Origin of the sequence: Streptomyces sp. NBC_00353 (assembly GCF_036108815.1) — a bacterium.
In the GTDB taxonomy this organism is placed as follows: domain Bacteria; phylum Actinomycetota; class Actinomycetes; order Streptomycetales; family Streptomycetaceae; genus Streptomyces.
The window spans coordinates 9,147,855-9,172,730 of sequence record NZ_CP107985.1 but is presented as its reverse complement, the minus strand read 5'-3'; the positions used below and the strand labels follow the sequence as shown (position 1 = coordinate 9,172,730).

The 24,876-nt window shown below is 69.1% G+C and carries 18 protein-coding genes and 2 pseudogenes; 7 read left to right on the top strand and 13 right to left on the bottom strand.

Annotated features, from left to right (window positions below):
• Window positions 1-99: 99 nt before the first annotated feature.
• The 9 genes from OHA88_RS41210 to OHA88_RS41170 form a co-directional block, all read right to left on the bottom strand.
• Window positions 100-780 carry an NUDIX domain-containing protein gene (locus tag OHA88_RS41210; RefSeq protein WP_328629338.1) on the bottom strand — a complete coding sequence of 227 codons (681 nt, stop codon included), beginning with the start codon at window positions 778-780 and terminating at the stop codon, window positions 100-102.
• Entirely contained in the window at window positions 777-1,130 is a 354-nt protein-coding gene (locus OHA88_RS41205) for a DUF4406 domain-containing protein (RefSeq protein ID WP_328629930.1), read from the bottom strand. The genes OHA88_RS41210 and OHA88_RS41205 overlap by 4 nt, the downstream gene beginning before the upstream one ends.
• Before the next feature lie 59 nt (window positions 1,131-1,189).
• Entirely contained in the window at window positions 1,190-1,975 is a 786-nt protein-coding gene (locus tag OHA88_RS41200) for a DeoR/GlpR family DNA-binding transcription regulator (RefSeq protein WP_328629337.1), read from the bottom strand.
• A gap of 277 nt (window positions 1,976-2,252) precedes the next feature.
• Complete coding sequence (locus OHA88_RS41195) at window positions 2,253-2,738, bottom strand: hypothetical protein (protein ID WP_328629336.1); 486 nt, start codon at window positions 2,736-2,738, stop codon at window positions 2,253-2,255.
• Window positions 2,716-3,183 (bottom strand): Rieske (2Fe-2S) protein, encoded by a 468-nt coding sequence (locus OHA88_RS41190; RefSeq protein WP_328629335.1) that lies wholly within the window; start codon window positions 3,181-3,183, stop codon window positions 2,716-2,718. The genes OHA88_RS41195 and OHA88_RS41190 overlap by 23 nt, the downstream gene beginning before the upstream one ends.
• A gap of 453 nt (window positions 3,184-3,636) precedes the next feature.
• Window positions 3,637-7,779, bottom strand: a complete 4,143-nt coding sequence (locus OHA88_RS41185; protein WP_328629334.1) for a carboxypeptidase regulatory-like domain-containing protein — start codon at window positions 7,777-7,779, stop codon at window positions 3,637-3,639.
• Window positions 7,780-7,832: 53 nt separating this feature from the next.
• Window positions 7,833-7,955 carry a hypothetical protein gene (locus tag OHA88_RS41180; protein ID WP_328629333.1) on the bottom strand — a complete coding sequence of 41 codons (123 nt, stop codon included), beginning with the start codon at window positions 7,953-7,955 and terminating at the stop codon, window positions 7,833-7,835.
• 130 nt (window positions 7,956-8,085) lie between these two features.
• A complete protein-coding gene (locus tag OHA88_RS41175; protein ID WP_328629332.1) occupies window positions 8,086-10,980 on the bottom strand; it encodes an ATP-binding protein in 2,895 nt (964 codons plus the stop codon).
• A gap of 358 nt (window positions 10,981-11,338) precedes the next feature.
• Window positions 11,339-11,710 (bottom strand): hypothetical protein, encoded by a 372-nt coding sequence (locus tag OHA88_RS41170; protein ID WP_328629331.1) that lies wholly within the window; start codon window positions 11,708-11,710, stop codon window positions 11,339-11,341.
• 539 nt (window positions 11,711-12,249) lie between these two features.
• On the opposite strand from OHA88_RS41170, the gene OHA88_RS41165 reads away from it, so the two are divergent.
• Window positions 12,250-12,744 (top strand): GNAT family N-acetyltransferase, encoded by a 495-nt coding sequence (locus tag OHA88_RS41165; RefSeq protein WP_328629330.1) that lies wholly within the window; start codon window positions 12,250-12,252, stop codon window positions 12,742-12,744.
• Window positions 12,745-13,059: 315 nt separating this feature from the next.
• Here OHA88_RS41165 and OHA88_RS41160 read toward each other — a convergent pair.
• The 3 genes and pseudogenes from OHA88_RS41160 to OHA88_RS41150 form a co-directional block, all read right to left on the bottom strand.
• Window positions 13,060-13,307, bottom strand: a pseudogene (locus tag OHA88_RS41160) (IS701 family transposase); the annotation flags it as partial.
• A pseudogene (locus OHA88_RS41155) lies at window positions 13,304-13,468 on the bottom strand (IS5/IS1182 family transposase); the annotation flags it as partial. The pseudogenes OHA88_RS41160 and OHA88_RS41155, both read right to left, overlap by 4 nt.
• Before the next feature lie 269 nt (window positions 13,469-13,737).
• Complete coding sequence (locus OHA88_RS41150) at window positions 13,738-15,705, bottom strand: Ig-like domain repeat protein (RefSeq protein WP_328629329.1); 1,968 nt, start codon at window positions 15,703-15,705, stop codon at window positions 13,738-13,740.
• Window positions 15,706-15,836: 131 nt separating this feature from the next.
• Between OHA88_RS41150 and OHA88_RS41145 the strand changes: the two genes are divergently transcribed.
• From OHA88_RS41145 to OHA88_RS41125, 5 genes are all read left to right on the top strand, one after another.
• Window positions 15,837-16,043, top strand: a complete 207-nt coding sequence (locus OHA88_RS41145) for a hypothetical protein (protein WP_328629328.1) — start codon at window positions 15,837-15,839, stop codon at window positions 16,041-16,043.
• 288 nt (window positions 16,044-16,331) lie between these two features.
• A complete protein-coding gene (locus OHA88_RS41140; RefSeq protein WP_328629327.1) occupies window positions 16,332-16,940 on the top strand; it encodes an RNA polymerase sigma factor in 609 nt (202 codons plus the stop codon).
• The gene (locus OHA88_RS41135) at window positions 16,937-17,863 is read left to right on the top strand and encodes a CU044_5270 family protein (RefSeq protein ID WP_328629326.1); all 927 of its coding nucleotides are present in this window, start codon (window positions 16,937-16,939) and stop codon (window positions 17,861-17,863) included. Before OHA88_RS41140 ends, OHA88_RS41135 begins: the two co-directional genes overlap by 4 nt.
• Before the next feature lie 912 nt (window positions 17,864-18,775).
• On the top strand, window positions 18,776-21,436 hold the full coding sequence (locus tag OHA88_RS41130; RefSeq protein WP_328629929.1) for a SpoIIE family protein phosphatase: 2,661 nt from the start codon (window positions 18,776-18,778) through the stop codon (window positions 21,434-21,436).
• A gap of 354 nt (window positions 21,437-21,790) precedes the next feature.
• Entirely contained in the window at window positions 21,791-22,288 is a 498-nt protein-coding gene (locus OHA88_RS41125; RefSeq protein WP_328629325.1) for a DUF6234 family protein, read from the top strand.
• A 231-nt stretch (window positions 22,289-22,519) separates the two neighbouring features.
• Here the strand turns inward: OHA88_RS41125 and OHA88_RS41120 are convergent, their stop codons facing one another.
• Entirely contained in the window at window positions 22,520-23,980 is a 1,461-nt protein-coding gene (locus OHA88_RS41120; RefSeq protein ID WP_328629324.1) for an MFS transporter, read from the bottom strand.
• Window positions 23,981-24,257: 277 nt separating this feature from the next.
• Between OHA88_RS41120 and OHA88_RS41115 the strand changes: the two genes are divergently transcribed.
• Entirely contained in the window at window positions 24,258-24,833 is a 576-nt protein-coding gene (locus tag OHA88_RS41115; protein WP_328629323.1) for a TetR/AcrR family transcriptional regulator, read from the top strand.
• Window positions 24,834-24,876: the final 43 nt, after the last annotated feature.

Below are 24,876 nucleotides of genomic sequence, written 5' to 3'. Positions count from 1 at the left end.
ATCCCGTTGCGAAATGAGAACCTGCCGACGACCGGGGTTGTCCGTGCACCGCACTTCGCGCTGGAAGCCGAACCCGTCAGCCGGACCAGGGGGCCTGTCTCAGCTCCGGTGGGTGAGTGGGTCAGCCTGTCGGAACGGGCCGTCGAGGGCTGCCCATTGGAGCAGCATGATGGTTTTGGCATCGGCGATCACGCCGTTGCGCACCATGTCGAGTGCGTCGGCGAAGGGGAGTTCGACGGTGGTGATGTCCTCACCCTCGGCGGCGATTCCGGTTCCCCCGGTGGGGTTGTCCGCCGGGTCGTAGGGGGCGGCGTAGAAGTGCAGGCGTTCGGTGACGGAGCCGGGGCTCATGTAGACGTCGAAGACGTGCTCGGGAGTGCCGATGACGTGTCCGGTCTCTTCGGCTGCTTCGCGGCGGATCGCTTCGTGCGGGCTGTCGCCGTCGAGGAGCCCGGCGGCGGTTTCCAGGAGCATGCCGTCGGGGTGACCGTTGACGTAGGCGGGGAGGCGGAACTGGCGCGTGAGCAGCACAGTGCGGTGGTCGGCGTTGTGGAGCAGGATGGTCGCCCCGTCGCCGCGGTCGTAGGTCTCGCGCTGCTCGCGGCTGACGTGTCCGTCACTGTGCTGGTAGTCGAAGGTGGTCCTGCGCAGGACATACCAGTCGCAGGAGAGCACCTCCACTTCGCGGATCCGCACGTGCGGATTGCCGTCCAGGTCGCGGCCGTGCTGATCCAGGCCGGTGCGTCCGCGGCGGTCGGGGGTATCGAGGCCGGCGGTCATCGGGCGGCCGGCACGTCGGTGAGGCTGGTGTAGACGTACTTGCCCTGGGCGCGGGCCTGGGCAACCATCCGGTCCGCTCCCTCGGAAGGGCCGCCGATCCGCAGAACGGCGTCGCAGCGGGTGAGCAGTTGCTCGGCGACGGGGTGGAAGATCTCGCGGAAAAGCGGATCGCCGGGCCGGGTGCTACCCGCGGTCTCCAGAAGCGGCAGGGCCAGGGCCTCGCCCGTGACGGGGAGGTGCCCGGCGCGGAAGAGGACGAGAGCGGTCTGATTCATCGCCCGGACGTTGGCTTCAAGCCTGTGCGGGTCGTCGCCGGTACCCGATCGGTAGGGACCGGCGACGAGGACCATCAGCGAGCGTGGATCGGTGGCCACGATGGAACACTCCTCAGTAGGGGCGGGGACAAGGTTCAGGCGAGGACAGTGTCGACGCCCGCCTCGCGCAGGGCGTCAAGCGTCTGCGGACCGCCGGGGTGCGCACGGCCGTCTTCGGCGGCGCTGTCGGTGACGAAACGGTGCACGGCATCGAGGGGGGCGACCCGGCTGAACGCGCGCACGCCGAGCTTGGTCGCGTCCGCCACCGCGACGGTACGGGCGGCCCGGGCGAGTCCCGCCTGTTTGACAGCGGCATCGTCCAGCGAGAACTCCGACCAGCCGTGCTCGGCGTGCACACCACCGATGGACATCACGAAGCAGTCGAAGGCCAAGGACTCCAGCGTGCGCAGCGCCAGCGGGCCCACGAAGGAACGCTCGCCAGGACGGGAGCGGCCGCCCACGACCAGGAGCTCGATCCCGGGCCGGTCGGCCAGGCACACCGCGGCCTGAAGGCTCAGCACGGCGATCGTCAGCGGCGCCCGGGCCGCCAGATGCTCGGCAACGTGCACCGTCGTGGTCCCTGCGTCCAGCAGTACCCGCGATCCGGGTTCCACGAGCGCGGCCGCGGCGGCGCCCAGGCGGTCCTTGGTAGCGGCCTGCCACGGCTCCCGCGCCAAGAATCCCGCGTCCTCCGCCCGCGAGCGCGTCGCCACGGCTCCGCCGTGCACGCGGCGCACCAGACCCTGCCCTTCCAGCGCATCCAGGTCCCTGCGCACGGTCATTTCCGACACACCCAGGCGCTGGGAGAGCTCCGACACGGAAACCCGGTCGGAGCCCTGCACCAAGCGCAGGGTCAGGTCCAAACGATTGGCGACACCCATGACCGATTTCTACCACGCTGATGTTCGAATGAACAATCTGGTGTGCGAACTGCAGCTCCACGCCGGCGCCCGATCCTTCACCGCGGTGCCCCGTAAAGGGCCGATGCACCCGCCTTACGCTGACACGCGCTGCCCGAGGCCATCAGCGGTGAAGCAACCGACCTTGCTGGGCTGCGCGGGGTCGCCTGGGGCCCTCCCGGGCGACCAAGGGCGAGAAAGGGCTCCGGTAGGCCTGCACCGGCTCGACGGGCAGTGCGAGCGAGAAGGCCGCGATCCCTCAGTCGGCGTTCCGGGTCCCCTCCCGGCCGAAGACTGCAGCCTTGGCCAGTGAAGACCGAACATCGACGAAGGCTGCTTCGACACCAGGGTCCTCGATGCCCTGTCCCAGGACGAGAGCCATCCGGTTTGCCACCCACGCCAGTTCGGCGGACCGTCGGGCGAGGTAGTCGCGAGCGGGACGTGTGCTGAAGGCGTAGGCATGAGCGGTCAGCGGAACCCGATTGGGCCCGTGGTGGCTCTCGATGACGTCACGCACCGCGTTGACAGCTGCGGTCGCGCCCGAGATACCGTCCCCCGCCGAGACGAACGAGTTCGCCGCCGGGGGCGGTAGCAGTCGCTGGGCTGTCTGCAATGCGTCACGGGCCTGCTCAAGGTGGAAACTGATCTCGCTCGCCGGCGAGGCGTCGTCGATGACACTGAGCCCCACAGCCAGATCCGCCAGGAACTGGTCCAAAAGGGTGTCATCCGAGCCGAATGGTGTCACCGGTGACGGTGATCCGTTCGGCAGCCAGCGGCTGCGGCGCGGGACCGGCCACGACCGCAGCGTCCGTGATGCTGTACCGACTGCCGTGGCAGGGGCAGTTGATGGTGCCATCGCTGACCTCGGCGACGGTGCACCCCATGTGGGTGCAGATGGCGGAGAAGCCCTTGAACTCGCCCTCCTTGGGCTGGGTCACCACGACCTCCTGCTCCGCGAAGACCTTGCCGCCTCCGACCGGAATGTCCGAGGTCTTGGCGAGAGCCTCTCCTCCCGGTACGGAACCCGCGGCACTCGCCGCGCCTGCCCCGGTGCTCGGCGTCGCGCCCCGGGAGGTCTCCGGAGCGGATGCCGTGCTCCCGCCCCGGTCCCCGGACGAGCCGCAAGCGGCCACCAGCCCGGCGGCGCCCGCCGCACCTGCCGTGAGTACCGTCCTTCGCCCTGCATACATGGCGTGCTCCCTGCCTGGTGGCCACGACACCGTGAACCGTCCGCTCCCGGCACAGGCATCGTCACCCCGCGGGCCCCTAGGTCCTAGCAACCTGGCGGCAAGCTCGCCCGAGTGGCAGAAGGCTCAGGACGCGACTACGCACTGACGTCCTCCTACCGGCGTCGCCGCCACCAAGCACGCGCCCGCCGTTGCCACTACAAGCAGCGCGGCCACACGTTCGCACGACGGTCCGCCAAAGACCGTCCCACCCCCATTCGAGCCCGCAAAACTCTCCACGCCCAAGCCGTTGACCAGCGCTGATGAAGAAGTCCTGCTGCAATCGTCGCGATGACCTGTCCGATTCGAGGCGGGTGCGAGGACGTCCCCGCCGGAGGTCTCCGGCGGGGACGTCCCCTGTGTGCGTCGGCATTTCGGTACGTCCGTGGTCTGCATACCGGAACGCCGGGGCGTCGGTCAGCTGCTCGGCAGGGCGAAGTCGGCCTTCGTCAGGCTGCCGCGCTTCATGCTCACCTTCTTACTGCGCTTGCCGTATCCGTCATCGGTGACGGTAATGGTCGGCGCGGTCGCCTTCAGCCACACGTCGTACACGCCACGGCTGTTGGTCGTGACCGTGATGAGGTGCTTGCCCGCGTGTGACAGGGCAACCGTCGCTCCGGGGAGGATCTTGCCCGTGGCCGCGTCGGTGACCGTGCCGGAGATCTCCGCCCAGGAGGCGGGGGCGGTCGCCTTCAAGGTGACCGGGACGGGCTGGTACACGTACGGCGTGTCGGTGATCATGGACAGCGTGGCCGCGTACCCGCCGGGGGCCGCGAGGACCTTGGCATCTGCGGTGACCCGGACCCGAGTGGAGTGACCGGGCTTCAGTGTCACGGTCGTCTTGTCCTGCGACAGCCAGCTGACGTCGTCGCCGCCGCACTGGTCGAACCCGGTCAGCATCGCTGCGCCGGTGGTGGTGGATATCCCCAACACATCAGCCGTCCCGCCGATCTGGGAAAGCCCACAGCCGGTGCCACGCCCGGCATCGGCGACCGCTTCGGGCGCGCTGGGCAGGTCGGTCCAGACATTGGCCACCGGGTCGTACTGCATGGCGCGGTGGGTCAACGCCGCCACGCCGAACGGAGGATAGTCCACGCCCCCGACGACCTGGAGTTGACCGTTGGCGGAGCTGTACGCCCCGTAGAGCTGGGTGTGCGGCATGTCGGTGGCCCGCGTCCAGGTGTCGGTCTTCGGGTGGTAGATGTACGTGTTCGCCAAGGCAGTGACGTGCCCGTCCGAATCGTTCAGGCCGCCCGCGCACACGATGCCGCCGTCGATCCCGCCGCATCCGCCGGCGTTCACGGCGACCGGATAGTCGGCGATCCGGCTCCAGGTGTTACGAGCCGGGTCGTAGCGGTAAACGGTCGAACTCGAGGACCCGTCGGCCGTGACTCCTCCTATCACGTAGAGCTTGCCGTCAAGTACCGCGACGGCGGCACCAGCCAGTACCTGCGGGAGATCCGCCACCCGTGACCAGCTGTCGCTGTTCGGGTGGTACGCGTAGGTGGTGGATTTCCACCCGATGATCCCGCTCGCGTCGTAGCCGAAGCCGCCGGCCACGTACAGTGTGCCGTTCACGAACGCGCCCGTGGCGGAGTTCCGCGGCTGCGGCAGGTCGGCGATCCGCGACCAGGACTGGGCGGCCGGGTCGTATACGTAACCGTGCCCGAGTGCGTGTCCTCCCCACATCTTGTCCATTCCGCCGACTGAGTACGTCTTGCCCTGGTACGAACCGACGACGCTGCCCCTGACCGGCTCGGGGTGGTCGGGCAGCGTCTGCCACGACCCGTCTGCGGCGGCCGGCTTCGTTGCGGCTTCAGACGTGGTGGCGTTCTGCTCGGCCACCGTGAGCTTGAGCGGCGCGTGTCCGGTGTTGGTGAGAGTGATGTCCTGGCTCACCTTGCCGCCCAGCGTGGTGTTCAGCGACACCTTTCCGGGCGCGACCTTCAACCGTCCGGCCTGCAGCGCGGGGCTGTTGGTGTGCACCGTGTCGGAGGCAGTGACGGTCGCCTTGTCCGTCACGTACCGCGGAGCGGTCGTGGTGAGCGTGTTCTGCCCGGCCTTCGAGCTGTACAGCCAGTAGAAGCCGTCAGGCAGGGTGGGGTCGTTCGGGGTGGCGGTGCTGACCGCGGTGGCATACATGTCCGCGGCGCCGGCGGAAGTGTCCTTGACGGTGGCGCCGTTGATCGGCTGATGGGTGTTGGCGTCACTGATGCTGCCCTGGATCAGCCCGCCGCCGAGTGTCCGGCACTGGCCGACCGACACACTGGACACCTCGAAGATCGACTGGCCGTCGCCGCTGAAGTGGAAGCGGACCTGGACATTGCGATGGCCCAGTGCCTGGGTGAGCGGGACCTCGACGTGTCCGAAGAACTCGGACTCGCCCTTGTACACCCGCGTCCAGGTTGCGCCGCCGTCGGTGGTGACGGACACGTCCGCCTCGGAGCCCGCCGGCAGCAAGGAAGCCACATTGAACCGCAGGTCGGCATTCTTCTGCCCGGTCAGGTCGAACGGCGGCGAGATCAGAGCAGTGTCCTGCGCCTTGCCGTCGTTGCCGAACGGGTTGGCGACCGCGAAGCCCGCGTCGCCGATGACGTTCCACGACCCGTCGAACTGCCAGCCGAGTGCGGAGGGGTCCTTGTTGGTGACGGTCCACCCGTACTTCGGATCCGTGGTCCAGCCCTCGAAGGAGGCTTGTGCGGGGTACGCGAATCCGGGCGCGTTGCACTGCTCGAGGTCCGCGGCCACGGAGATGTTGTGCTGTACGTCGCCCGTACCGATCTTGATCGTGGAGTCCGACGAGCTGTATCCGGGATAGACCGGCGTGAGGTGCATCGTGTAGTCGGCCTGTTCGGGCAGGTCCACCGAGTAGGCGCCGGTCTTCGGGTCGGTGTACACCGCCCCGTTCGGGTAACCGTCAATAGTGATCTTGGCGTAGAGCGGCCAGCCGTGCCCGGACCCGTCGGTCACCTTGCCTGTCACCTTGTGGTTCGGTGTCTTCGTCAGCGCCATGTCCGCGGTGGCGGTGTGGTCGGCGGTCACGGCGATCCCGCTACGGGTGCCGGTCCCGTAACCGAAGAGCGACACCGACACGTCGTAGGTGCCGGCTGGGACGGTGACGCGGTAGGCGCCTGCGCTGTCCGTCTTGGCGTGAGACAGGAACTGGTCGGCCTTGTCCGTCAGCGTGACGGTCGCCCCTGCGAGCGGCTTACCCGTCGTCCGGTCCGTGACGCGGCCGTTCACGACCCCGGACGGAGCCGGGACGAGGGCGGAGACGCCGTCCGGTGTGCCGAGTCCGGTGGGCCCGTCCCAGCCGGGTCCGGCCTCGCACAGCACGTCGCCGCAGGCGCCGTTGACGCCCTCGGTGATGTCGAAGAGGCCCTTGGTCTGGTGGGCGTAGGGGTAGGTCACCGGGTACGTACCCGCAGCCGGGGTTCCCGCCAGTGCGTACATCGCGGCGATCAGCGGCGACGACAGGCTCGTGCCGCCCACCTGGAGCCAGCCGTCGTTGAGCGAGTTGTACACCGCCAGGCCGCTTTGCGGGTCGGCGACCGCGGAGATGTCTGCGGTGGCTCTGCGCGGACAGTTCGTCGCCGATCCGCTCTGGTAGTCCGGCTGCGGCTCGAAGGTGGAGCAGCCGCTGCCGGCGCCGGACCAGGCGCTCTCCGTCCAGCCACGCGCGGCGCCGGGGGCACGGGTCAGCAGCGTACCGCCGGTGGCGACGACATTCGGGTCGGAGGACGGCCAGATGACCTCGTTGCCGGTGTCGCCGGACGATGCGGTGACCACCACACCGGGATGGTCGTAGTCGGCGCCGCTCAGGTCGGACGCACTCGCGTCCGCCAGACCGTACGAGTTGGACACGAACTTGGCGCCGAGCTCCACCGCGGTATTGACGGCGGTACCCAGGTTGCCCACGCTCGCACTGTCCGCCTGGACCAGCAGGATGTGGCAGGCGGGGCATGCCGACGAGACCGCGTCGAGGTCGAGAGCGGTCTCCAGCGACCATCCCTTGTCGTCCCGCGGATAGTTGACGCCGCCTCGCTGGTCGACCTTGCGGAAGCACCCGTTCTCCGTGGTGCACGCGGGCAGCCCGAACTGTTCGCGGTACTTGCCGAGATCGGCCTCCGCGTCGGCATATCCATAAGCGTCCACGATCGCGACGGTCTGGCCCTGGCCGGTGGCCGGCAGGCGGTAGGCGGACTGGATGTCCGCGGGAGTCAACGCCGTGGCCGGCGGTCCGGCCGCCCTGACCATGACGCGCTGGTCGGACGTCGTCCGCACCAACGCCTGGCAGCTCGCGGTGTGCTTCTTCGGCTTCGGGGTGTTGCAGTCGGCGGGCGCGTAGCGGTGAACCAGGCCGGCGATTTTCGCCGGCGAGGGCTTATTGTCCTGCCGCGCCGCAGCAGCGTCCTTTTCTGCCTGCCGTGCCACCTGCGCCGGGACGGCGGCGGTGGGTTTCTGGGCCCCAGCCGCCGGATCGGCCGCGATGGCGGGAACCTGGGCCGCGGCGAACAGGCCTAGGCAGGCGGCTATAAGGAACGAAACAGGAGCGCGCAAGCGCCCACGTCTTATCATGAACAGACAACCCTTCGGTCGGGGTGGGGGCGGAGTCAGAGCGGTTCGTAGCCAGAGGGCTCCTCGCGGTCGGCACCCTCTCCGTCCACGCCTTCCGGCTCGTCCCGATCGCCGTGAAGTTCGTGCTCGCACGAACTCGCGTCCTTGCCATCACTCATGAAAAACCCTCAGTTGCTGCGCTCCGGATGAACGCCGTGCGCCTGCGAGTATGGGTCTGGTGAGCGGACATGTGCGATTGGTCAAATGGGCTAAAGAATGCGTGGACGTGCACGGACGAGTCCGCGCCGTTCAGACGCTCCCCGCCTGCGTCACGTTCACGGCCAAGGCCGTTCTGGACGTCACCCCGTATTTGCGCATGGCCGACTTCAACTGCGCCGTGACGGTGCTGGGTGACCTCGACAGCTCAACCGCTATCTGACGGTTCGTCAGTCCCTGCAGCATCAGCCGTACCACCTCCAACTCCCGTGGCGACAGCTGGTTCCCGTATCCACGCCGCCCGCCGCGTCGCCCGTCCCGCGCGGCGGCCGTGCAGCGCTCGACGCCTTCCTGAGCCCGTGCCGCTGCGTACGGCCTCGGCAGCTGCGACCACGCCCGAGCCACGTTGTCCCAAGCCCGCGCCGCCGCTTCGAACTCTCCCCGGCCCTCGGCAAGCGCCGCACGGCACTCCTCCAGTCCCGCATGCGCAGCAGGCGCGCGCCGCCCGCTCAGCCCCTCCTCGAAGGCGGCCACGAGACGCTCCGCTTCCGCCTGCCGCCCGGCCGCGGACAGCGCGGCCACGCGCACAGGTGCGACATCCGTCGCCCAGAACCAGATGCCCTTGCGCATGACCAGACGTATGGGGTCCTCGGTCAGTGCGAGGGCCTCCTCGGTGTCACCCGCGGCAAGCCTGAGCCGTGCCTGCGCCGCGGCAGGCTCCAGCCACAGACCGACGGCGCCGCGGCGTTCGCCTTCCTCCCGCACCGTCCGCAGCAGGTCTTCGACATCCTCATCCGCGCCCGCCGTCGCCAGCTTCACCTGGGCCACCACGAGTAGGGCCTGCAGTCGGCACAAGGGCTCTTCGCCCACGTCCGACCACTGCCCGGCCCGCTCGGCCAGGCCCTGCCACGCCCCGGTCAAGTAGTCGAGGTGGAGGAGCGTCACTCCTGCCAGGTCTGCGAGCAACTGGTACGCGTGCCGCCCCGCGACATCGACGGCGCTCGTCAGTCGCTGTCGGGCCTCCGCGTACCGTCCCCACCGAATCGCCGCGTCGCCGATGTTCAGTTCGGCTCGGCCGCGTTGGAGGGCGAGCTGTGGTGTCGACTCGTCGTCGCCCAGTTCCTCGGCGAGCACCCAGCCGGATTCCTCGCCGAGTTCGAGCAGCGCGGTCGTACGGTTGACCAGCAAGGACATCTGCTCATGCGGGGAGAGCGTCGCACCGGCGGTGAACTGCCGGGCCCGCTCCAGCCAGCGCAGATGGGTCGTGGCCGGCCAGGTTCCGCTCAGCACCGGATATCCGAGCGCGGTCATCGCCCAGCCGCCGGCGTATGTCCCGTCGACGAGGTCGGGTATCGCCGGCTCCAACTCCCCCGCTGCAGCGGCGTACTCACCGAGTTGGATGAGGATCTGAGCGAGCTGGCCGCGCACTTCGGCGCGGTCGCGCGCGCTGAGCCGGTCCGTCTCGAGGACGGCGCGCAATGTGGCCAGGACATCCGCACGCCGGGTGTAGCCGGTGAACGCCTGGAACGGCATCTTCCGCACCAATGGGGCGACCGCTTCCGCGGGCAGCCCCGGTTCGTTGATCAATTCGTGCAGAAAGGCGAGGGCGGTGACGTGGTCACCGGACGCGAGGGCGATGTCGGCTGCCTGCCCGGCGTACTCGCACCACCGCACGATCTCGCCGGCCTGCCGGAAGTGATGGGCGAGCCGGCCGACGGGCCGGGGCCGGGCGGTCTCCAGCAGCGCGGCGGCGCGGCTGTGAACGGCGCGACGTTCGGACGCCGACGCCCGGTCGTACACCGTCCGGGCGGCAAGCGTATGCCGGAACGCGATACGGCCCGAGCCGGAGCCGACCTCGACCAGCAGGCCACTGCGTACCGCGTCGAAGACGGCTGATTCGACCACCGTGGCGGCGGCCCCCCAGGCCGGCGCGATGGCGGAATCTGCCGGACGGCCCGTCCGGCCGCCGAGGCCTGACTCCTGGTCGCCCGCGACCCCGGTCAGCCCACTGACCGTCCCCAGCGTTCTCTCGTCCGCCGGATCGCTCAGGACGGCAGCCGCGAGCAGCACTCGCCGGGCGTCGGCCCCGAGCCGGGCCACCCGCTCGGTGACGGCGTCCCGGATCGTCGGCGGCACGGCGATCTCGTCGAGGGTGCGCCGCATCCATTCGCCGTCCCGCCGGACCAGGTCGGCCCGGTCTCGCAGCAGTCGGACGCACTCCTCCAGCGCGAGCGGCACGCCCTCGGTACGGTCGTGCAGGAATGTGGCGAACTCGGTGGAGACGTGTTCGTCGTCCAGCATCGACGACACGAGCTCCGCGGTGTCCGATACCGCGAGTCCGGTCAGGCCGACACGTGCGTGACTGATCCCCGCACTCGTCGGCACCCGGGAGGACAGGCGCAACAGCAGGGAGTCGGCGGCCACCTCCTCGGGACGGCAGGTCATCACCAGAGTGAGCGGGAACGGCTGCCGTGAGGCCAGGAACAGCAGGAACTCCAGCGTCGCCTCGTCCGCCCAGTGCACGTCCTCGACGACCAGGACGTCGATTCCGAGACGGTCAAGGAGTTCGGCGAAGGCCCGGATCAGCCGGTGCCGGGCGGCGCCGGCATCGGCCAGCGGCTCCGGCGCGGACGGCAGGTCGTCCGCCCATTCCGGGAACAGCGGCCGCAGCGCACCGGCCAACGCCGACAATCCGAGGTCCGCCACATCGGCGCCACTCGGTGCGGCCTGTCGGGCGGCGTCAACGATCGGACCGAGGGTCAGCGCCTCACGGAACGGCGGGCACACCGCCACCAGCGTGCGCGGACCTCCGATGACGACCGCCGCCAAGGCCTCCCGCACCAAGCGGCTCTTGCCGATGCCCGCCTCGCCCTCCACCAGCACAAGTGCGGGCAACTGCTGCAGGGCGTCCGTCACACGCTTCAGTTCCGCGTCGCGCCCGACAAAACGGGGGCGGCGGCATACAGGGGACGTCGCCGGTGCGGTCATGGATCTGAAGCAACTCCCAACGTGTTCAGCAGGTCGCTGGCCAGCAGTTCGCCGGGCTGCCCCGGTGTGCTGGGACTCTTGGTGCGCAACTGGTCCACAGAAGTGGTGCCGGGTCCCTCACGCCTGTCGGACGGCCGGGCGCGAATTACGGCTAGGAAGCCCGCCGGAGGCGTACCGGTAAGCCGCCCCGGCAGAAACGGGCGCGATTCGTGGAGATGGTGGTGGTCAGCCGGGCGTTCCCTCGGGGGCAAAGTCGTGTCCCTGGACTCCGGCGGACGCTTCGAGTTCGACAGAGCCGGTGCGGGTGATGACCAATTCTTCGGAAGCCGTCAGGTGGTGCCCACCACTCTCCGGCCGCTCAGCTTGGGCACCTTGCCGACATCCAGCCGGGCACCGGGGGCGACGCCCCGCTCCATCCCGTCGGGAGCGCTGCCAACCGTTCGGCGTGCGCGTCGCCGTAGCCGTCAGCGATCAGCTGCATCACGTTGAACAGCTGCTCGTCGAGCTTCCCTGCGCTGACGTAGGGCAGGGCGGCGTCGGGGTAGACATACGCCGAGCCGTCGACGACCGGGCGGCGGAAGACGGTGGTGGTTCCATTCCGGCTTTCGAAGGACCGGATGGCGGTGCCGCCGACGGCGGTGCCGATCGTGACCTTGTCTCCGGTGATCAGGGTGACGCAGTGGGTGCCACCGCTTCCTGGCGGCTGGCGAACGGCGCCTGCGGACGGCATGGGACCGGTATCCGCGGGTACCGCGGCGGTGGCTGGTATGACCCCTGTCGTCGGAGCGGCGACCGCGGCAAGCGCGATCGGCTCTGGTCGGGACATGGGAACGCTGGGCAAGGAGACCCCTCGAGTGAGGTGAAAACGCAAGAGCACGTACGTTGTCGGGCGTCCTCGGCCACCACCTGGGAGTTCATGTGTCGACCATGCACCCGGGCCCAGAGTTCCATCGGTCATTTGACTCCATGACCAAACCGTGGCTGCTCAGTACCCGTGCGCCGTCGACTCCTGCCGACTGCGCGATCAGCCTCACCTGCGAACGCTACGATCTCGACCTGATTCGGCCTGGACCGAAGAACGGCATTCCGCAAGGATCACCTCAGGACGTCATGTTCTACCGCATACACTTCACCGTCCACCTTGGGCTTGAGGCTGTCTGCCGCCGGCGGAAACCAGGTGGCCTCGGCGCACCACCTGGGTAAGGTGGGGCAACGCCCGAGCTGAAGCGGCTGCATGTCAGCCATACCTCGGCGGTCCTGGCCTTCGAGTTGGCGAATCGCGCCTACTTCGCTGCCTCGGTCTCCGACCGCGGCGACGACTTCTTCGCCCAGTTCACCGACAGGTACAACGCCTTGCTGGCTGAGCAGGAGGCGGGCATCTGCGCCTTCTACGTGCTCGTCGCCGAGGACAGCTCGGTACTCGGCAGGTTCAACCTGGTCGACATCGAGGACCACACTGCGGAACTCGGCTACCGGGTCGCGCGGCACGTCGCCGGCCGCGGCGTGGCGACCGCGACCGTGCGGGAAGTGTGCCAACTGTCGGCGGCCCAGCACGGGCTGCGCACATTGCGAGCGGCCACGGCCCACCAGAACCTCGCGTCCCAAAAGGTGCTGACCAAAGCCGGGTTCGTCCCCGTCGGCCCCGCCGACCCAGCCCACATCGGCGGTAAGCCAGGCACCTGGTATCAGCGCAACCTCGTCCTCCAGCCACACAGCGCGATCTCGCCTCGGGACCGGCTGCGGGAAGGCCGCGGCCACCGCTGATCATCGGCGCGTGAAGACTAACGATCTTGTGCTGGCCGCAGGGCACAGGGCAATACAACTAGGTCCTTCCAGCACGTCGAGCCGATGCCTGTCCTGGAGTTGACCGCAGTACAAGAGAGGGCCTCCTCGCCCCCTGAGGTCCGTACATGGTCATCCCACCTGAACGGTGGCAGGAAAGGCCGGGTGAGGGTCTCCGTATACGAGCACGACGTAACTGTATTGATCACGAGCCTTGTTGACACGAGGGTCTTGATCGAAGGCGGAGACCTCCGGTGTGGTGGAGCTGTCCAGCGCTCCAGCAGTAGATCGTGATCTTCATGTCTGATTCGCGGCCGGTCGGCGGTAACGGCTTGCCTTGGCTCGGGCCTGATGGCGGCGTCGCCCGGCCGACCAGCTGAGCCGGTGGGCCGCGTCATGCATGGGCGGACGAGCGCCGTGAACGACCGCTGGATCTCGTCGCAGGTGAGCGGGATCAGCCCGTCCGGGGACGGCGCCAGGAAGGCGTGGCCGAGCATGGCCAGGGTGTCCCAGCGGGACCACGAGGTGAAACACCGAAACCGGTGCCGGCCATGGCCCACCTGATCGGGCGTTTGTGCGCGGTCTGAAAGGGCCCGAGCTCTTGAGGCAGGTCCCGCCAGGGCGAGCAGGTGCGGACCGGATCGGCCGGCATCAGCGGCTCGATCCGGTCCCACATCGCATCAGTGATCACTAACCGGGCAGACACGTCCGATCAACCGACCCACCCCTCAAGGAGACACACCCCAGCGGTCGATCAAAGTCCTCGCCTGCAGAATGACTCACTGACGGTGTCGCGCAGCTGCTGACCCGGGCCAACCCCCAGTAGGTGCGATGGAACCCGCCAGTCCTGGAAGTCCGGAGGGTGAACGGAGCCGACCGCGACCTTTACCTGGACGGGGCAAGGCTCCCTGCTCATGCCGTCGATGTTCTGCACACGCGCCACCCGTGGAGCCCTTCCGTGCCTGCTGGGGCGTACTACTTGGTGAAGTAGAAGTACTTCCAGGCGCCGTGGGTGGTGGAGTTCACGTTGTCGCCGGAGGAACCGTTGATGTACGAGGAGCGCATGCGCATCCGGTAGCCGGTGTCGTGCGTACCGGTCAGGGTCACGACGGACTTGCCGTTGGTGCCGAGCGCGAAGTACTGGGATCCCGCGTCGTACCACTTGCCCTGGTAGTAGATCTCCAGGTTCAGCTTCTGCGAGCGGTTCTTGTAGTACGTCATGGTTGTGGTGAAGACCGGGTTGGTCTTCTTGTGGAAGTACGCGTACGAGGTGGAACCGATCTTCGCCGTCTTGTACTGCTTGGCAATCGTCGTGGCAACCTTCACCTTGGCATAGGCCGTGGCCTTCACCGTCTTGGAGGCCGAGCGGGCGTCACCGGCGAAGACCGCCGTGACCGTGGTGTCCCGGGTCATGTCCACCGTGGCGGACAAGTTGCCCTTGGAATTGACCTTGCCCGTTTTCACCAGCTTCTTCGGCTTGTCCGAGCCGAACGGGTCGGCCCAGATCTCGACCGTGCGGTTCTTGTACGTGGATCCGAGGTGCGCGGTGAACGAGACATCGGCGCCGTAGGAGTACAGCGCGCCGTTGTGGTTGAGGGTGAGGGAGGTGGCGGTGCGCGACACAGCGACCGTGTCCTTGCCCGACGCCGGTGCGTGGGTGGCATCGCCACCGTACTGTGCGGTGTAGGTGACGTTGCCGCCGGCGGGCGGCACGTCCGTGAAGGAGAACGTGCCGGAGGAGCTGACCGTCTTCGTACCGAGCGACTTGCCCTTGGGCGAGTCGATGTCGGTGCGGGTGATGGTGACCGTCGAACCGGACGGGAAGGACTTGTCGGAGGTCAACTTGCCGGTGGCACTGAGCTTCTTGCCGCGGGTCGCCTTGGCCGGCGCTGAAACGGTCGCCTTGACCGGGTAGCGAGTGGCGTTGTCGAGGACACGCAGATGCGTACCGCTGTTGCCGGACGCGATGGCGAACAGCTTGCTTCCGTCAGGGGCCCAGGCGAGTCCTTGGTTGGCGATGGTGTCGCCGCCCGATGCGTTCAAGTCGTACGTATAGGTGCGGTAGGGCGTCTTCGCGCCCGGCTTGAAGATGTAGATGTCCTTGTCGTACCAACTGAACGTGGACAGGGCGATCGTCCCGTCCGGTGCGATCGCGGCGGAGTTGGGGTTGCCGGCCTCGACGGGGTAGCCGCCGGTGCGGCTGAGGTCATCGGTATTGATCGCGGTCGCCGCGTAGGGCGATTCGCCGGAGGCGGCGACGATCGTCTTGGCGTCTGCGCTGAGCGCGAAGTCGTTCATGTAGTTCGCGGCCTCGGCCGGCATGCCCTGCTTGCGCAGCACGGGTGTTCCGGAAGACACGTCGTACACGGCGAGACCCGACCAAGTTCCGTGGATACCGACCACGAGAGCGTTCCCGGCCGACTCCAACTCGGGGGCATCGTAGAAGCCCAGGTCAGGGAGTTGGTCAAGAACGATCTCGGGGGTGCTCTGCGCAGGGTCGAACGATCCCAGGTGGTGCGACGGCTGTTGCCCGTACATGAACCAGACCCGGCCGCCCGCGACCGCCAGGGTCTGCGGGTCGGTGTTCTCACCGGTCGAGTAGCGTGCGGCCGCGGTCGAGGTGGACGTCTCGATGGCCACGACGGCGTCCTCCCCCGGGACGGCCGCGTAGACGGTACGGGAGTCGGGCGTGATCGCCAGGTCCCGTACCCCGGAGAGGTCAGGGACGGTCGCCACGAGCTTGCCCGCGTAGTCGGTGACGACGACCTTGTTGCCGGTCGGATCGCTGATGTACACCCGCTTGTGGACACCGTCCACGGCAATGTCGCCGTACGAGGAGATCGACAGGGCCATGCTGGAATCCGCCGCAGCAGGACCCACGGTGCCCGCGGCGATGGCCGTCGAGCTGAAGAGGACCGCAAGCGCGGTCGACACGGTGCGCATGCGCACGTTGATTCGTACCCCCACTGAGAAGCCCGGTGGACAGACCGGGTGATGAGTCGGGCCGCGCGACACCCGAATGCCGTCCATGTGAAGACGACGTGAAGGGCGCGGCCGCAGACGCAGCGTATGTCATGGCTTTGACCGTTGGGGAGCGGGTTTTCCGGATCTCCCGCGTCTTCCCTGGCCGGCTGCGGCACCTCGATCTGGGCCGGCTCGGCGGCGCCGGCCTCGGCCGGGGCGTCGACCACCTGCTGCAGATACGGACGTGCGCGTCGGGTGCGCAGTTCTGCTTCGACGATCGCCCCGGCTCCGCGGTGTCGGTGCAGGAGCTGAAGTGAAGTCCGGACCCCGACACCGTTGGCCGTCGGAGTCCAGCAGAACGGGCCGTACCGTTGTCCAGCACGGCGTGCACCGGCCACAACTCCAAGCGCTCGCCCGGCAGTACGAAAGGCGCCGGGGGAACACGCCCGAGCGATCAGTGAGATACGGCCGCTGTTGGCTCAGCGGGGATTCCGGACTCCGCCCGAAAACGGTGAGTGGGCCGGCGGGGACACGTCCGAACGCTCCGGCGCTCAGGCAACAAGTACCGGGTGAGACCGCCGACCGGTGGTCGAGAGGGAGGGCCCGTGAGCAAGAACGGGGACACCGGGGACACCCGGGACTTGACCGGAGTGGGGGACGACGATTCGCTGGCGCGTTCCGCCCGCGACCCGGCCGCTTTCGAGCCGCTGGTAACGCAGCACTCCACCGCCCTGCACGGCTACTTCGCCCGCCGCGCACCCGTCGCCGCCGACGACCTGCTCGCCGAGCTGTGGCTCCAGGCGTACGCCGCCAGACGGAACTTCGATCCGGCGCGCGGCTCGGCCCGCGCCTGGCTGTTCGGTGTGGCCAGGCACGTGCTGTCCGCGCACTGGCGCAGGCTCGCCCAGGAGCGTCCGGGGCCGCCGTCCGGCGACGCGGACGTCATGGACTGGGCAGCCGTCGACGACCGGCTCGACGCCTCCGCGCTCGCGCCGGAGCTCCGCCGCGCCATCAGCGAACTCCCCCACGATGAAAAGGAGTTGTTGCTGCTGATCGCCTGGGAGCAGCTCACCCCGACGGAGGCGGCCGCGGTGGTCGGCATCCCCGCGGGCACCGCACGTTCGCGGTTGCACCGTGCCCGCGGCCGACTACGGGCGCACGCGGCGCTCGCTCCGGCCAAGACCCGCATCCGGCTGACTGGAGACCTGGCATGACCGACAACACACATTTCCACGGCTCCATCGACGTGCTCGACTTCCCGGGCGCGGACGACCTGATCGCGGCGGGACGCGTCGAGCCGCCCTCGGCCCAGGTGGTGGCAGCGGCCCACGCCCAGGTTTCGGCGGGCGCCGTCGTCGTACCCCTGGAAGCGCCTCGGCGGAAGCAGTCCCGCAGCCGGCGTCTGCTCGTCGCGGCGGCAGCGGTCGCGGCGATCGCCGCGGGCGCGGTGGCGTATCCGGTGATCGGGGTCGGTGAGAGCAAGCCGCCGGCGTCCGCGTCCGCGGCGGAGTTCCTGAACAGGGTGGCGGCGACGGCCGCGAGCGCGTCGCAGACGGATGCGCCGTACTGGAAGGTGCGCGTCGAGGTCGACAACGAGGACGACGGGCTGCGTCAGTCGACTTCGTGGTTCGACCGTGAGGGGCGCCTCTGGTTCCGGAACCCCGACGGGAGCATCGAGAAGCCGGTCCCCGGCGGCAAGTTGAAGGCCTGGCCGGTGGGTGACGAGTTCCTCACCTGGAAGCGGCTGGAGAGCCTGCCGACGGACCCGGACGCGCTGGAGGGGCGGCTCGGTGACGATGTCTTCGGCAAGGTGTCGGTCCTGCTCGAGGACGCCCCGCTCGCCCCGGAGGTGCGGGCGGCACTCTTCAAGATCATGGCAAGGACCGAGGGTGTGAAGTTCATCGGTCAGGTCGAGGACACCAAGGGCCGCAAGGGGACGGCTGTGGAGTTCACCCGTCGGCCCGGAGGGATGGAGGACCCGGCCACAGGCAAGAGGATCACGCTCCCATCCGTCACGACCCGACTCGTGATCGACTCGGATTCGGGCAAGCTCCTGGAGTCGTACGGCACGGCCAAGGGCATCCCGGACTCCCGCGCCACCTACCTGGAAGTCGGCCCGGTCAACAAGATCGGCTGAACCACCGGACGGGGGCCGGGGCCCGCGGACGGGAGTGCATGTACCCGCACCCCCGTCCGTGGGGAACCCCGCGCGGCGCGCCCCTGATCCGGCCTGATGCTCTTCCTGCTGATCCGAAATGCTTTGGGTTCAGGCTCGTTGACGGTGTGTGAATGAGCTGGTGGGGGATGCGCGGACGTGGTCGCCGGACGCGCAGGAGGCGGTGCGGTTGCCGGCGGTGCCGCGCTGGTCGAGGGCCGGGGCCGGGTAGAGGTTGCCGCCCTGTTCAAGTGTCGGTCAAGGCCGTGGACCACTGGTCGGCAAAATGGCAGGCCGACGGGCGGAACGCACTGCTGTCGCGCCCGTGAGGCCGTCGCCGCGGGTGAGCGCAGGTCCTGTCCGAGGCCGGGCAGGCCGCCGTCCGGCAGGCTGTGCTCGATCACATCCCCTCCGGCCTGTGGCTTTCCGGTCGGTTGTGGACGCAGGGCAGATAGCGAGCTGATCTTCAAGGTGTACGCGGTCAGGTTCACCGAACCGGCCGTGGGCATTACCTCAAGTGCTGGGGCCGACCTTCCAGCGTCCGGACAAGCGGGCGGTCGAGCAGGCCCCGGAAGCGGTCCGCGTCCGGCATGAGGAGATCTGGCCGGCGATCCGGTCCAGGGCGAAGACCGAGAACGATGAAGTCCTCTTCGCGGACCAGGTCGGGATTTGCTCGCCCCTGTCTCCCCCGCCGCGTCTCACTTCCGGGCCTCGGTCTGTGGCCGTGCCCATGTGATCGCTCCGGGGCTTGATGGGCAAGCGCAAGATTGACTTATGTGCAGATCTCGAATCCGGCCCAGGTCTTCTCCGGACGCTCGGTTCTTGGACTGTTCCGCTCGCAGCCGGCGAAAAGGGCCGCCTTCGGTGCTGAGTGTCCGCAGCGTTGTCGGCCAGATGTTCGTACTGCAGGTAGCGGTCGTGGTGCTACTGGCCATCGGGGCCGTCGTCATGCTCACGCTGGCGGCCCAGCGCGAGAGCACTCGCGAGGCCGACAATCGATCACTCGCTGTCGCGCAGGGCTTCGCCAGCTCGCCGGGAATCGCGCAAGCTCTGAAGTCACCTGATCCCACCGCGATACTGCAGCCGCGGGTCGCGGAGGCCCAGACAGGCTCCGGCGTGGACTTCCTGGGTGTTCTGAACCGGGATGGAATCTACTACGCCCTCTCCTCCCTCTCGGGCCAGGCCGGAGTCCGCACCACTACGGACATGGCTCCCCTGTTGGCTGGGCGAACCGTGAAGGAGGAGGCTGTGGGCTCTCTCGGCCCTCAGGTTCGGGTCTTCGTCCCCGTCAAGGGGCCGGATGGCACGGTGGACGGCGTGGTCGGTGCCGGGATCACACTCGAGCATGTCAGCGACAGGGTCACAGGGCAGCTGCCGGCCGTGCTGGGCGCTGCCGTCGGCGCGGTGGTCGTCACCACGGGCGGAGCGGCGGTGCTCAGCCGGCGGCTGCTGCGCCAGACCCGCGGCCTCGGCCCGGCTGAGATCACCCGGCTGTACGAGCATCACGACGCGGTGCTGCACTCGGTGCGAGAGGGGGTGCTGATCGTCGGGGGTGACGGGCGGTTGCTGTTGGTCAACGACGAGGCGCGGCGGCTGCTGGACCTCCCGGCGGACGTGGAGCGGCGCCATGTCACTGACCTGGGCCTGGAGCCGCGCATGGCGGAATTGTTGATCTCCGAGCGGGTAGCGACCGATGAGGTGTATCTGGCGGGTGACCGTCTGCTGGCGGTGAACGTGCGTCCGACCTCCCTCCACGGGGGGCCTGCCGGGAGCGCGGTGACGCTGCGGGACACCACTGAGCTACGGGCGCTGGCGGGCAGAGCGGAGGTGGCACAGGAGCGTTTGAAGCTGCTCTATGACGCAGGGGTACGGATCGGCGCCACACTGGAGGTGACGCGCACCGCCCAGGAACTCGCCGATGTGGCGGTCCCACGCTTCGCCGACATCGTCACCGTCGAACTGCTGGAGCCGGTCCTGCGGGGCGACGAGCCCGCCAAGGACAGCACCGAGATGCGTCGCACGGCCACCAGCGGCGTCCGGCAGGACTCGCCGCTCTACCCGGTGGGGGAACTGATCAGATTCGCGCCCAACACGCCGATAGCGTCGGGTCTGGCGAGCGGCCGGGCAGTCCTCGAGGCCGACCTGCGCACGACGGACAGCTGGCAGGCCCAGGATCCCGAGCGGGCCCGGCAGATCCTGGATTACGGCATCCACTCGCTGATCAGTGTGCCGTTGCGGGCGCGCGGCGTGGTACTGGGGCTGGTCAACTTCTGGCGCGCCCAGGCCTTTGATGCCTTTGGGGAGGAGGATCTGTCCTTTGCCGAGGAACTGGCCGCCCGGGCGGCGGTGGCCATCGACAACGCCCGTCGCTACACCCACGAGCGCATCATGGCCGTCGCCCTGCAGCGCAGCCTGCTGCCGCGGGGACTGCCTGAACAGAGCGCCGTGGAGGCCTCCCACCGCTATCTGCCCGCGCAGGCGGGGGTCGGCGGGGACTGGTTCGACGTCATCCCGTTGCCCGGCACCCGGGTGGCCCTGGTCGTCGGCGACGTCGTCGGTCACGGGGTGCACGCGGCGGCCACCATGGGCCGGCTGCGCACCGCCGTCCACAACTTCTCCGCTCTGGACATGGCCCCTGATGAGCTGCTGGCCCACCTGGACGAGCTGGTCGCCCAGATCGACACCATCGAGGCTGCCGCCGAAGAGAACGGGCAGGAGATCACAGGGGCCACCTGCCTGTACGCGATCTACGACCCGACCTCCGGGGTGTGCACCATCGCCCGCGCCGGCCACCTCGGCCCCGCCCTGGTCCACCCCGACGGTACCGTCACCTTCCCCGACACCCCCCTCTCACCACCCCTCGGCCTGGGCAGCGGCCTCCCGTTCGAAAGCGCCGCACTGCAGCTGCCCGAGGGCAGCCGGCTGGCTCTGTTCACCGACGGGCTGATCAAGGACCGCCATCGCGATCTCGACACCGGCCTGGACCTCCTGCGAGACGCCCTGACCGGTCACTCCGACCGCACCCCGGAACAGACCTGCCAGGCAGTCTTCGACGCCCTGCAGCCTGAGCGCACCCACGACGACGTCACGCTGCTCATCGCCCGCACCCGGCTGCTGGACCCCGGCCAGGTCACCGAGTGGGACGTACCGTCCGATCCGGCGGTCATCTCCCGCGTCCGCGCTGACGTCACCCGTCGGCTGGAGACCTGGGGCCTCGACCAGCTGGCCTTCACCGCCGAGCTGATCGTCAGCGAGCTGGCCACCAACGCCATCCGGTACGGCGCCCAGCCCATCCGGCTGCGCCTGCTGCACGACCGCAACAGTCTGATCTGCGAGGTCGCCGACAGCTCCAGCACTTCGCCGCATCTGCGCCGCGCGGCGGCCACCGACGAGGGCGGCCGGGGGCTGTTCCTGATCGCCCAGCTCGCCCAGCGCTGGGGCACCCGATACACCGCCCGCGGCAAGATCATCTGGTCCGAGCAGGCCTTGCACGACAGAACCGCAGAACCCGGCACCGGCCTGGCCGACGTGCTCCTCAGCCAATGGGACGAATGACAGGGCTCAGCCACGCGGGCGCCGCAGCGGCGGTGCCTGCACGCGTCCCGCTTCGCTGCGGTCTGGTTCCGCACCTCGAATGCCCAGCGGTCCGCTCACGGTGGCATCCGGACAGCGCGCCCACCGCCACCCCGCCCTTGGCGCCGGGGCGGTGTGGCACGCGGACGCCGACCGGCGGCCCTCGATGCGGGCGGCCGTGGTCGGACGCCACCGTCAGCCACGACACCGAGGGTTGCGGTTAAGAGCGCCCAGGCGTCGAAGTCGACGGGTTCGCCGGTCCTGCACCGACCACCCGCCGGGATCCTGAGTACTTCTACTCAGGACCCCGGTCCGCCTCTGAGGGACGCTGGACCGATGACCACGCCCCCTGCCCCCGATCCCCCGCCGTCGCCGACTCGCCACCCCCGCTATACAGGGGTCAACCATCTTCTGCCGCCGCAACGGCGCAGGGGGTTGCACCCGGCCGCAGACATCGCACTCGCCATCGGCCTCCTCGTGATCGACGTCATCGCCCCGCTCATCGCGTTCGTATTCGGGCTCGACGCGGCCGGGTACCAGATGTTCGACCCTGCGGCCGACAACTCGTCCGTCTCCCTCACCCGCCCCTTCACCTACGTGGCCGTGGTCGGCGGCATCGTCCTGGTCTCCGCCCTCCTTTTGTTCATGGCCCGCGCATTCATCAGCTCCGGCGTCCAAGTCCTCGCCGGCCTGGTCCTGGTCCTGGTGGCCGTCATCGGAATGAACGACGCGGACCGCAACTCGCACCCACAGCCCGTCCCGACCTCCCCCTCCATCAGCCCCGGTGCGCTGTGCCGGTCCGGCGGCGACAACAGCGAATGCGGCGGATCCTGACGGGTGGGCCCTCGATCGATGAACCTTGTCATCGGTGCGGACGCGGCGGAGGCCGCGCAAGCTGTCCGGGTTGTGATGCCCAGTCAGGCCCGTGCGGCCATGTCCCGCCCTGCCGGGCGGTGCGGCACTGCATGTCGGCGACGCAGAGGCCGCGACAGCCGCAGTACACCAGCACTTCGACGACATCCGCGGCCGACTGAGCAACCGCTGACCGTCAACGGGAGCCGGGGTCTACTCGGCAACCACTCCCGCCGTCTCCCGCGGCGTGCGTGAGCCGTCCGGGGAGCCGGTGTCCCGGCGCCGCAGTACCGTGCGGGCGGACGGGATCAGCAGGGCCATCAGAGCGGCGGCGAGGCAGAGGGCCGTCAGGAGAGCGAAGCCGTGGGTGTAGCCGGACTCCTGGGGCAGGCCCGTCGGCTGGAGACGGGCCGTGACCAGGAGGCCGGTGACCGCGGCGCCCAGCGAGCCGCCGATCGTACGGATGTTGGCGTTCATGCCGGTCGCCGCGCCGGTCTGGGTGGCCGGGACGCTGTGCACGATGAGCGTCGCCATCGAAGCGAAAGCCAGCCCGATGCCCAGGCCGAAGATGCCCGCGGCGAGAGCGACCTGCCAGGCCTGTGCGTGCAGAACGGTGAGCAGCCCACCGGCCGCCGCTGCGAGCGCGGAGCCGGTGACGAGCTGGGCCTTCGCACTGAACACCGGCGCGAGGCGGCCGCTGAGCACCCCGGAGAAGAACATCGCGACCAGCATCGGCAGCATGAGCAGACCAGCTCCGGTGACGCCCGCCCCGAACCCGTACCCGGCGACGTCCGGGGTCTGTGTGAAGGCCGGCAGGAACGACCACAGGGCGAACATGCCCGCGCCGAAGAGCAGTGCGACCGTGTTGGTCGTCCACACGGCGGGCAGCCGCATGATCCGCAGGTCGATCAACGGATGCGCGGCCCGGGCCTCGGCGAGGAGCCACAGGGCGAACAGGACGACGGCGGCCGCGAGCAGGCCCAGGACCCGGGCCGATCCCCATCCCCAGGAGCCCGCCTGGCTCAGCGGCAGCAGCAGTGCCACCAGCCACGCCGACAGCAGCCCGGCGCCGAGCCAGTGGACGCTGCCCTCGGCCCGCCGGGGTGATTCGGGTATGTGCCGGACGGCGAGCACGACGGTCACAGCGACGACGATGACCGGCAGCCAGAACAGCCAGTGGTAGTCGAGCGCTGCCACGGTGGGCCCCGCCAGGACGATGCCGAGGCCGCTGCCGGCCGCGATGACCGCGGAGAGGTTGCTGATGGCGGAGCCGACCCGTGAGGCGTCGAACTCGTCACGGATGATGCCGAAGGAGAGCGGGAACAGGGCGCCGCCCATGCCCTGGACGACACGCGCCACGATCAGGACGCCGATGTTCGGTGCGAGCGCGGCGAGCAGGCAGCCGGCGAGTACGGTCAGTAGCGCGGCGACCAGCGTGCGCTTCTTGCCGAGCAGATCGCCGACGCGACCCAGGATCGGGGTGAAGACCGAGGCGGACAGCAGGTAGGCCGTCATCACCCAGGTCACCGTCGTCTGCGAGGTGTGCATCGCGTGCTGGACGGTGGGCAGGGCGGGCGCGATCAGCGACTGCAGGAGGGAGAAAACCCCCGAGCCGGCCGCGAGGACGGCGAAGGTGGTGCGGTGCGAGGACCGCGGGCGAGATGGTACGGACACAGTCAGCTTCTTCTTCCTCGGGCATGCGGGCAGGCCGTTTTCACGCAAGGGGCGCGGCGAGAGGCCGCTCGCTCCGACAGGGGAAACGGGTGCCCGCGCCGATGGGGGACGCGGGGGTGCCCGGAGGCACGATGAGGAGCGCGGCGTGACTGCCGCGTCGGGAGGATGGAGGGTCCGGGACAGGGCACGGCGAGTGCTGCCGCCCGCCCGCTGCTAAAGTGGAGGTACGCCTCCACATTAACGGAGGCATGCCTCCGGTTCAAGTCAGGAGTCCCTCGTGGCGCACACCCCGGTGAACGAGATCGTCGCGGCCCGGCGCCCTCGCCGCGCCGACGCGCGACGCAATTACGACGCGCTGCTGCTCGCTGCCCGCGAGGCCTTCGCCGCGCACGGCGCCGACGCCTCACTCGAGGACATCGCACGCCGCGCAGGCGTCGGCATCGGCACGCTGTACCGCAACTTCCCCTCCCGTACCGAACTGTTCGAAGCGGTCTACGCGGACGAGGTCGACGCGCTGTGCCGGGTCGCCGACGAAGTCGCCGCAGAGGCCCCCTGGCAAGCACTCACCACATGGTTGCGCCGCTTCGTCGACTACATGGCCACCAAACGCGCGATCCGCGATGCAATGGACACACAGTCGGCCGTGTTCACCTCCTGCCGCGCGTCCATGTACGAAGCAGGCACCCCCCTCCTCACCCGTGCCCAGACAGCCGGCGAAGCCCGCACCGACATCACCTTCGACGACTTGATCCGCATGGTCGCCGGAATCACCGGAGCGACCTACCCCGAACCGGACCAACGCGACCACATCCTCAACATCGCCCTGGACGGCGTCCGCACCCACCGACCCTGACAAAACCCACCCCCACCCCCACCGCCACCAGGCCATGAACGCG

What these genes read in the sequence shown, in the direction of transcription:
- OHA88_RS41210 (WP_328629338.1), bottom strand. Translation starts at nt 780, where the DNA reads ATGACCGCCGGCCTCGATACCCCCGACCGCCGCGGACGCACCGGCCTG.
- OHA88_RS41205 (WP_328629930.1), bottom strand. Translation starts at nt 1,130, where the DNA reads ATGGTCCTCGTCGCCGGTCCCTACCGATCGGGTACCGGCGACGACCCG.
- OHA88_RS41200 (WP_328629337.1), bottom strand. Translation starts at nt 1,975, where the DNA reads ATGGGTGTCGCCAATCGTTTGGACCTGACCCTGCGCTTGGTGCAGGGC.
- OHA88_RS41190 (WP_328629335.1), bottom strand. Translation starts at nt 3,183, where the DNA reads ATGTATGCAGGGCGAAGGACGGTACTCACGGCAGGTGCGGCGGGCGCC.
- OHA88_RS41180 (WP_328629333.1), bottom strand. Translation starts at nt 7,955, where the DNA reads ATGAGTGATGGCAAGGACGCGAGTTCGTGCGAGCACGAACTTCACGGC.
- OHA88_RS41175 (WP_328629332.1), bottom strand. Translation starts at nt 10,980, where the DNA reads ATGACCGCACCGGCGACGTCCCCTGTATGCCGCCGCCCCCGTTTTGTC.
- OHA88_RS41170 (WP_328629331.1), bottom strand. Translation starts at nt 11,710, where the DNA reads ATGCCGTCCGCAGGCGCCGTTCGCCAGCCGCCAGGAAGCGGTGGCACC.
- OHA88_RS41150 (WP_328629329.1), bottom strand. Translation starts at nt 15,705, where the DNA reads ATGCGCACCGTGTCGACCGCGCTTGCGGTCCTCTTCAGCTCGACGGCC.
- OHA88_RS41145 (WP_328629328.1), top strand. Translation starts at nt 15,837, where the DNA reads ATGGCTTTGACCGTTGGGGAGCGGGTTTTCCGGATCTCCCGCGTCTTC.
- OHA88_RS41135 (WP_328629326.1), top strand. Translation starts at nt 16,937, where the DNA reads ATGACCGACAACACACATTTCCACGGCTCCATCGACGTGCTCGACTTC.
- OHA88_RS41130 (WP_328629929.1), top strand. Translation starts at nt 18,776, where the DNA reads ATGTTCGTACTGCAGGTAGCGGTCGTGGTGCTACTGGCCATCGGGGCC.
- OHA88_RS41125 (WP_328629325.1), top strand. Translation starts at nt 21,791, where the DNA reads ATGACCACGCCCCCTGCCCCCGATCCCCCGCCGTCGCCGACTCGCCAC.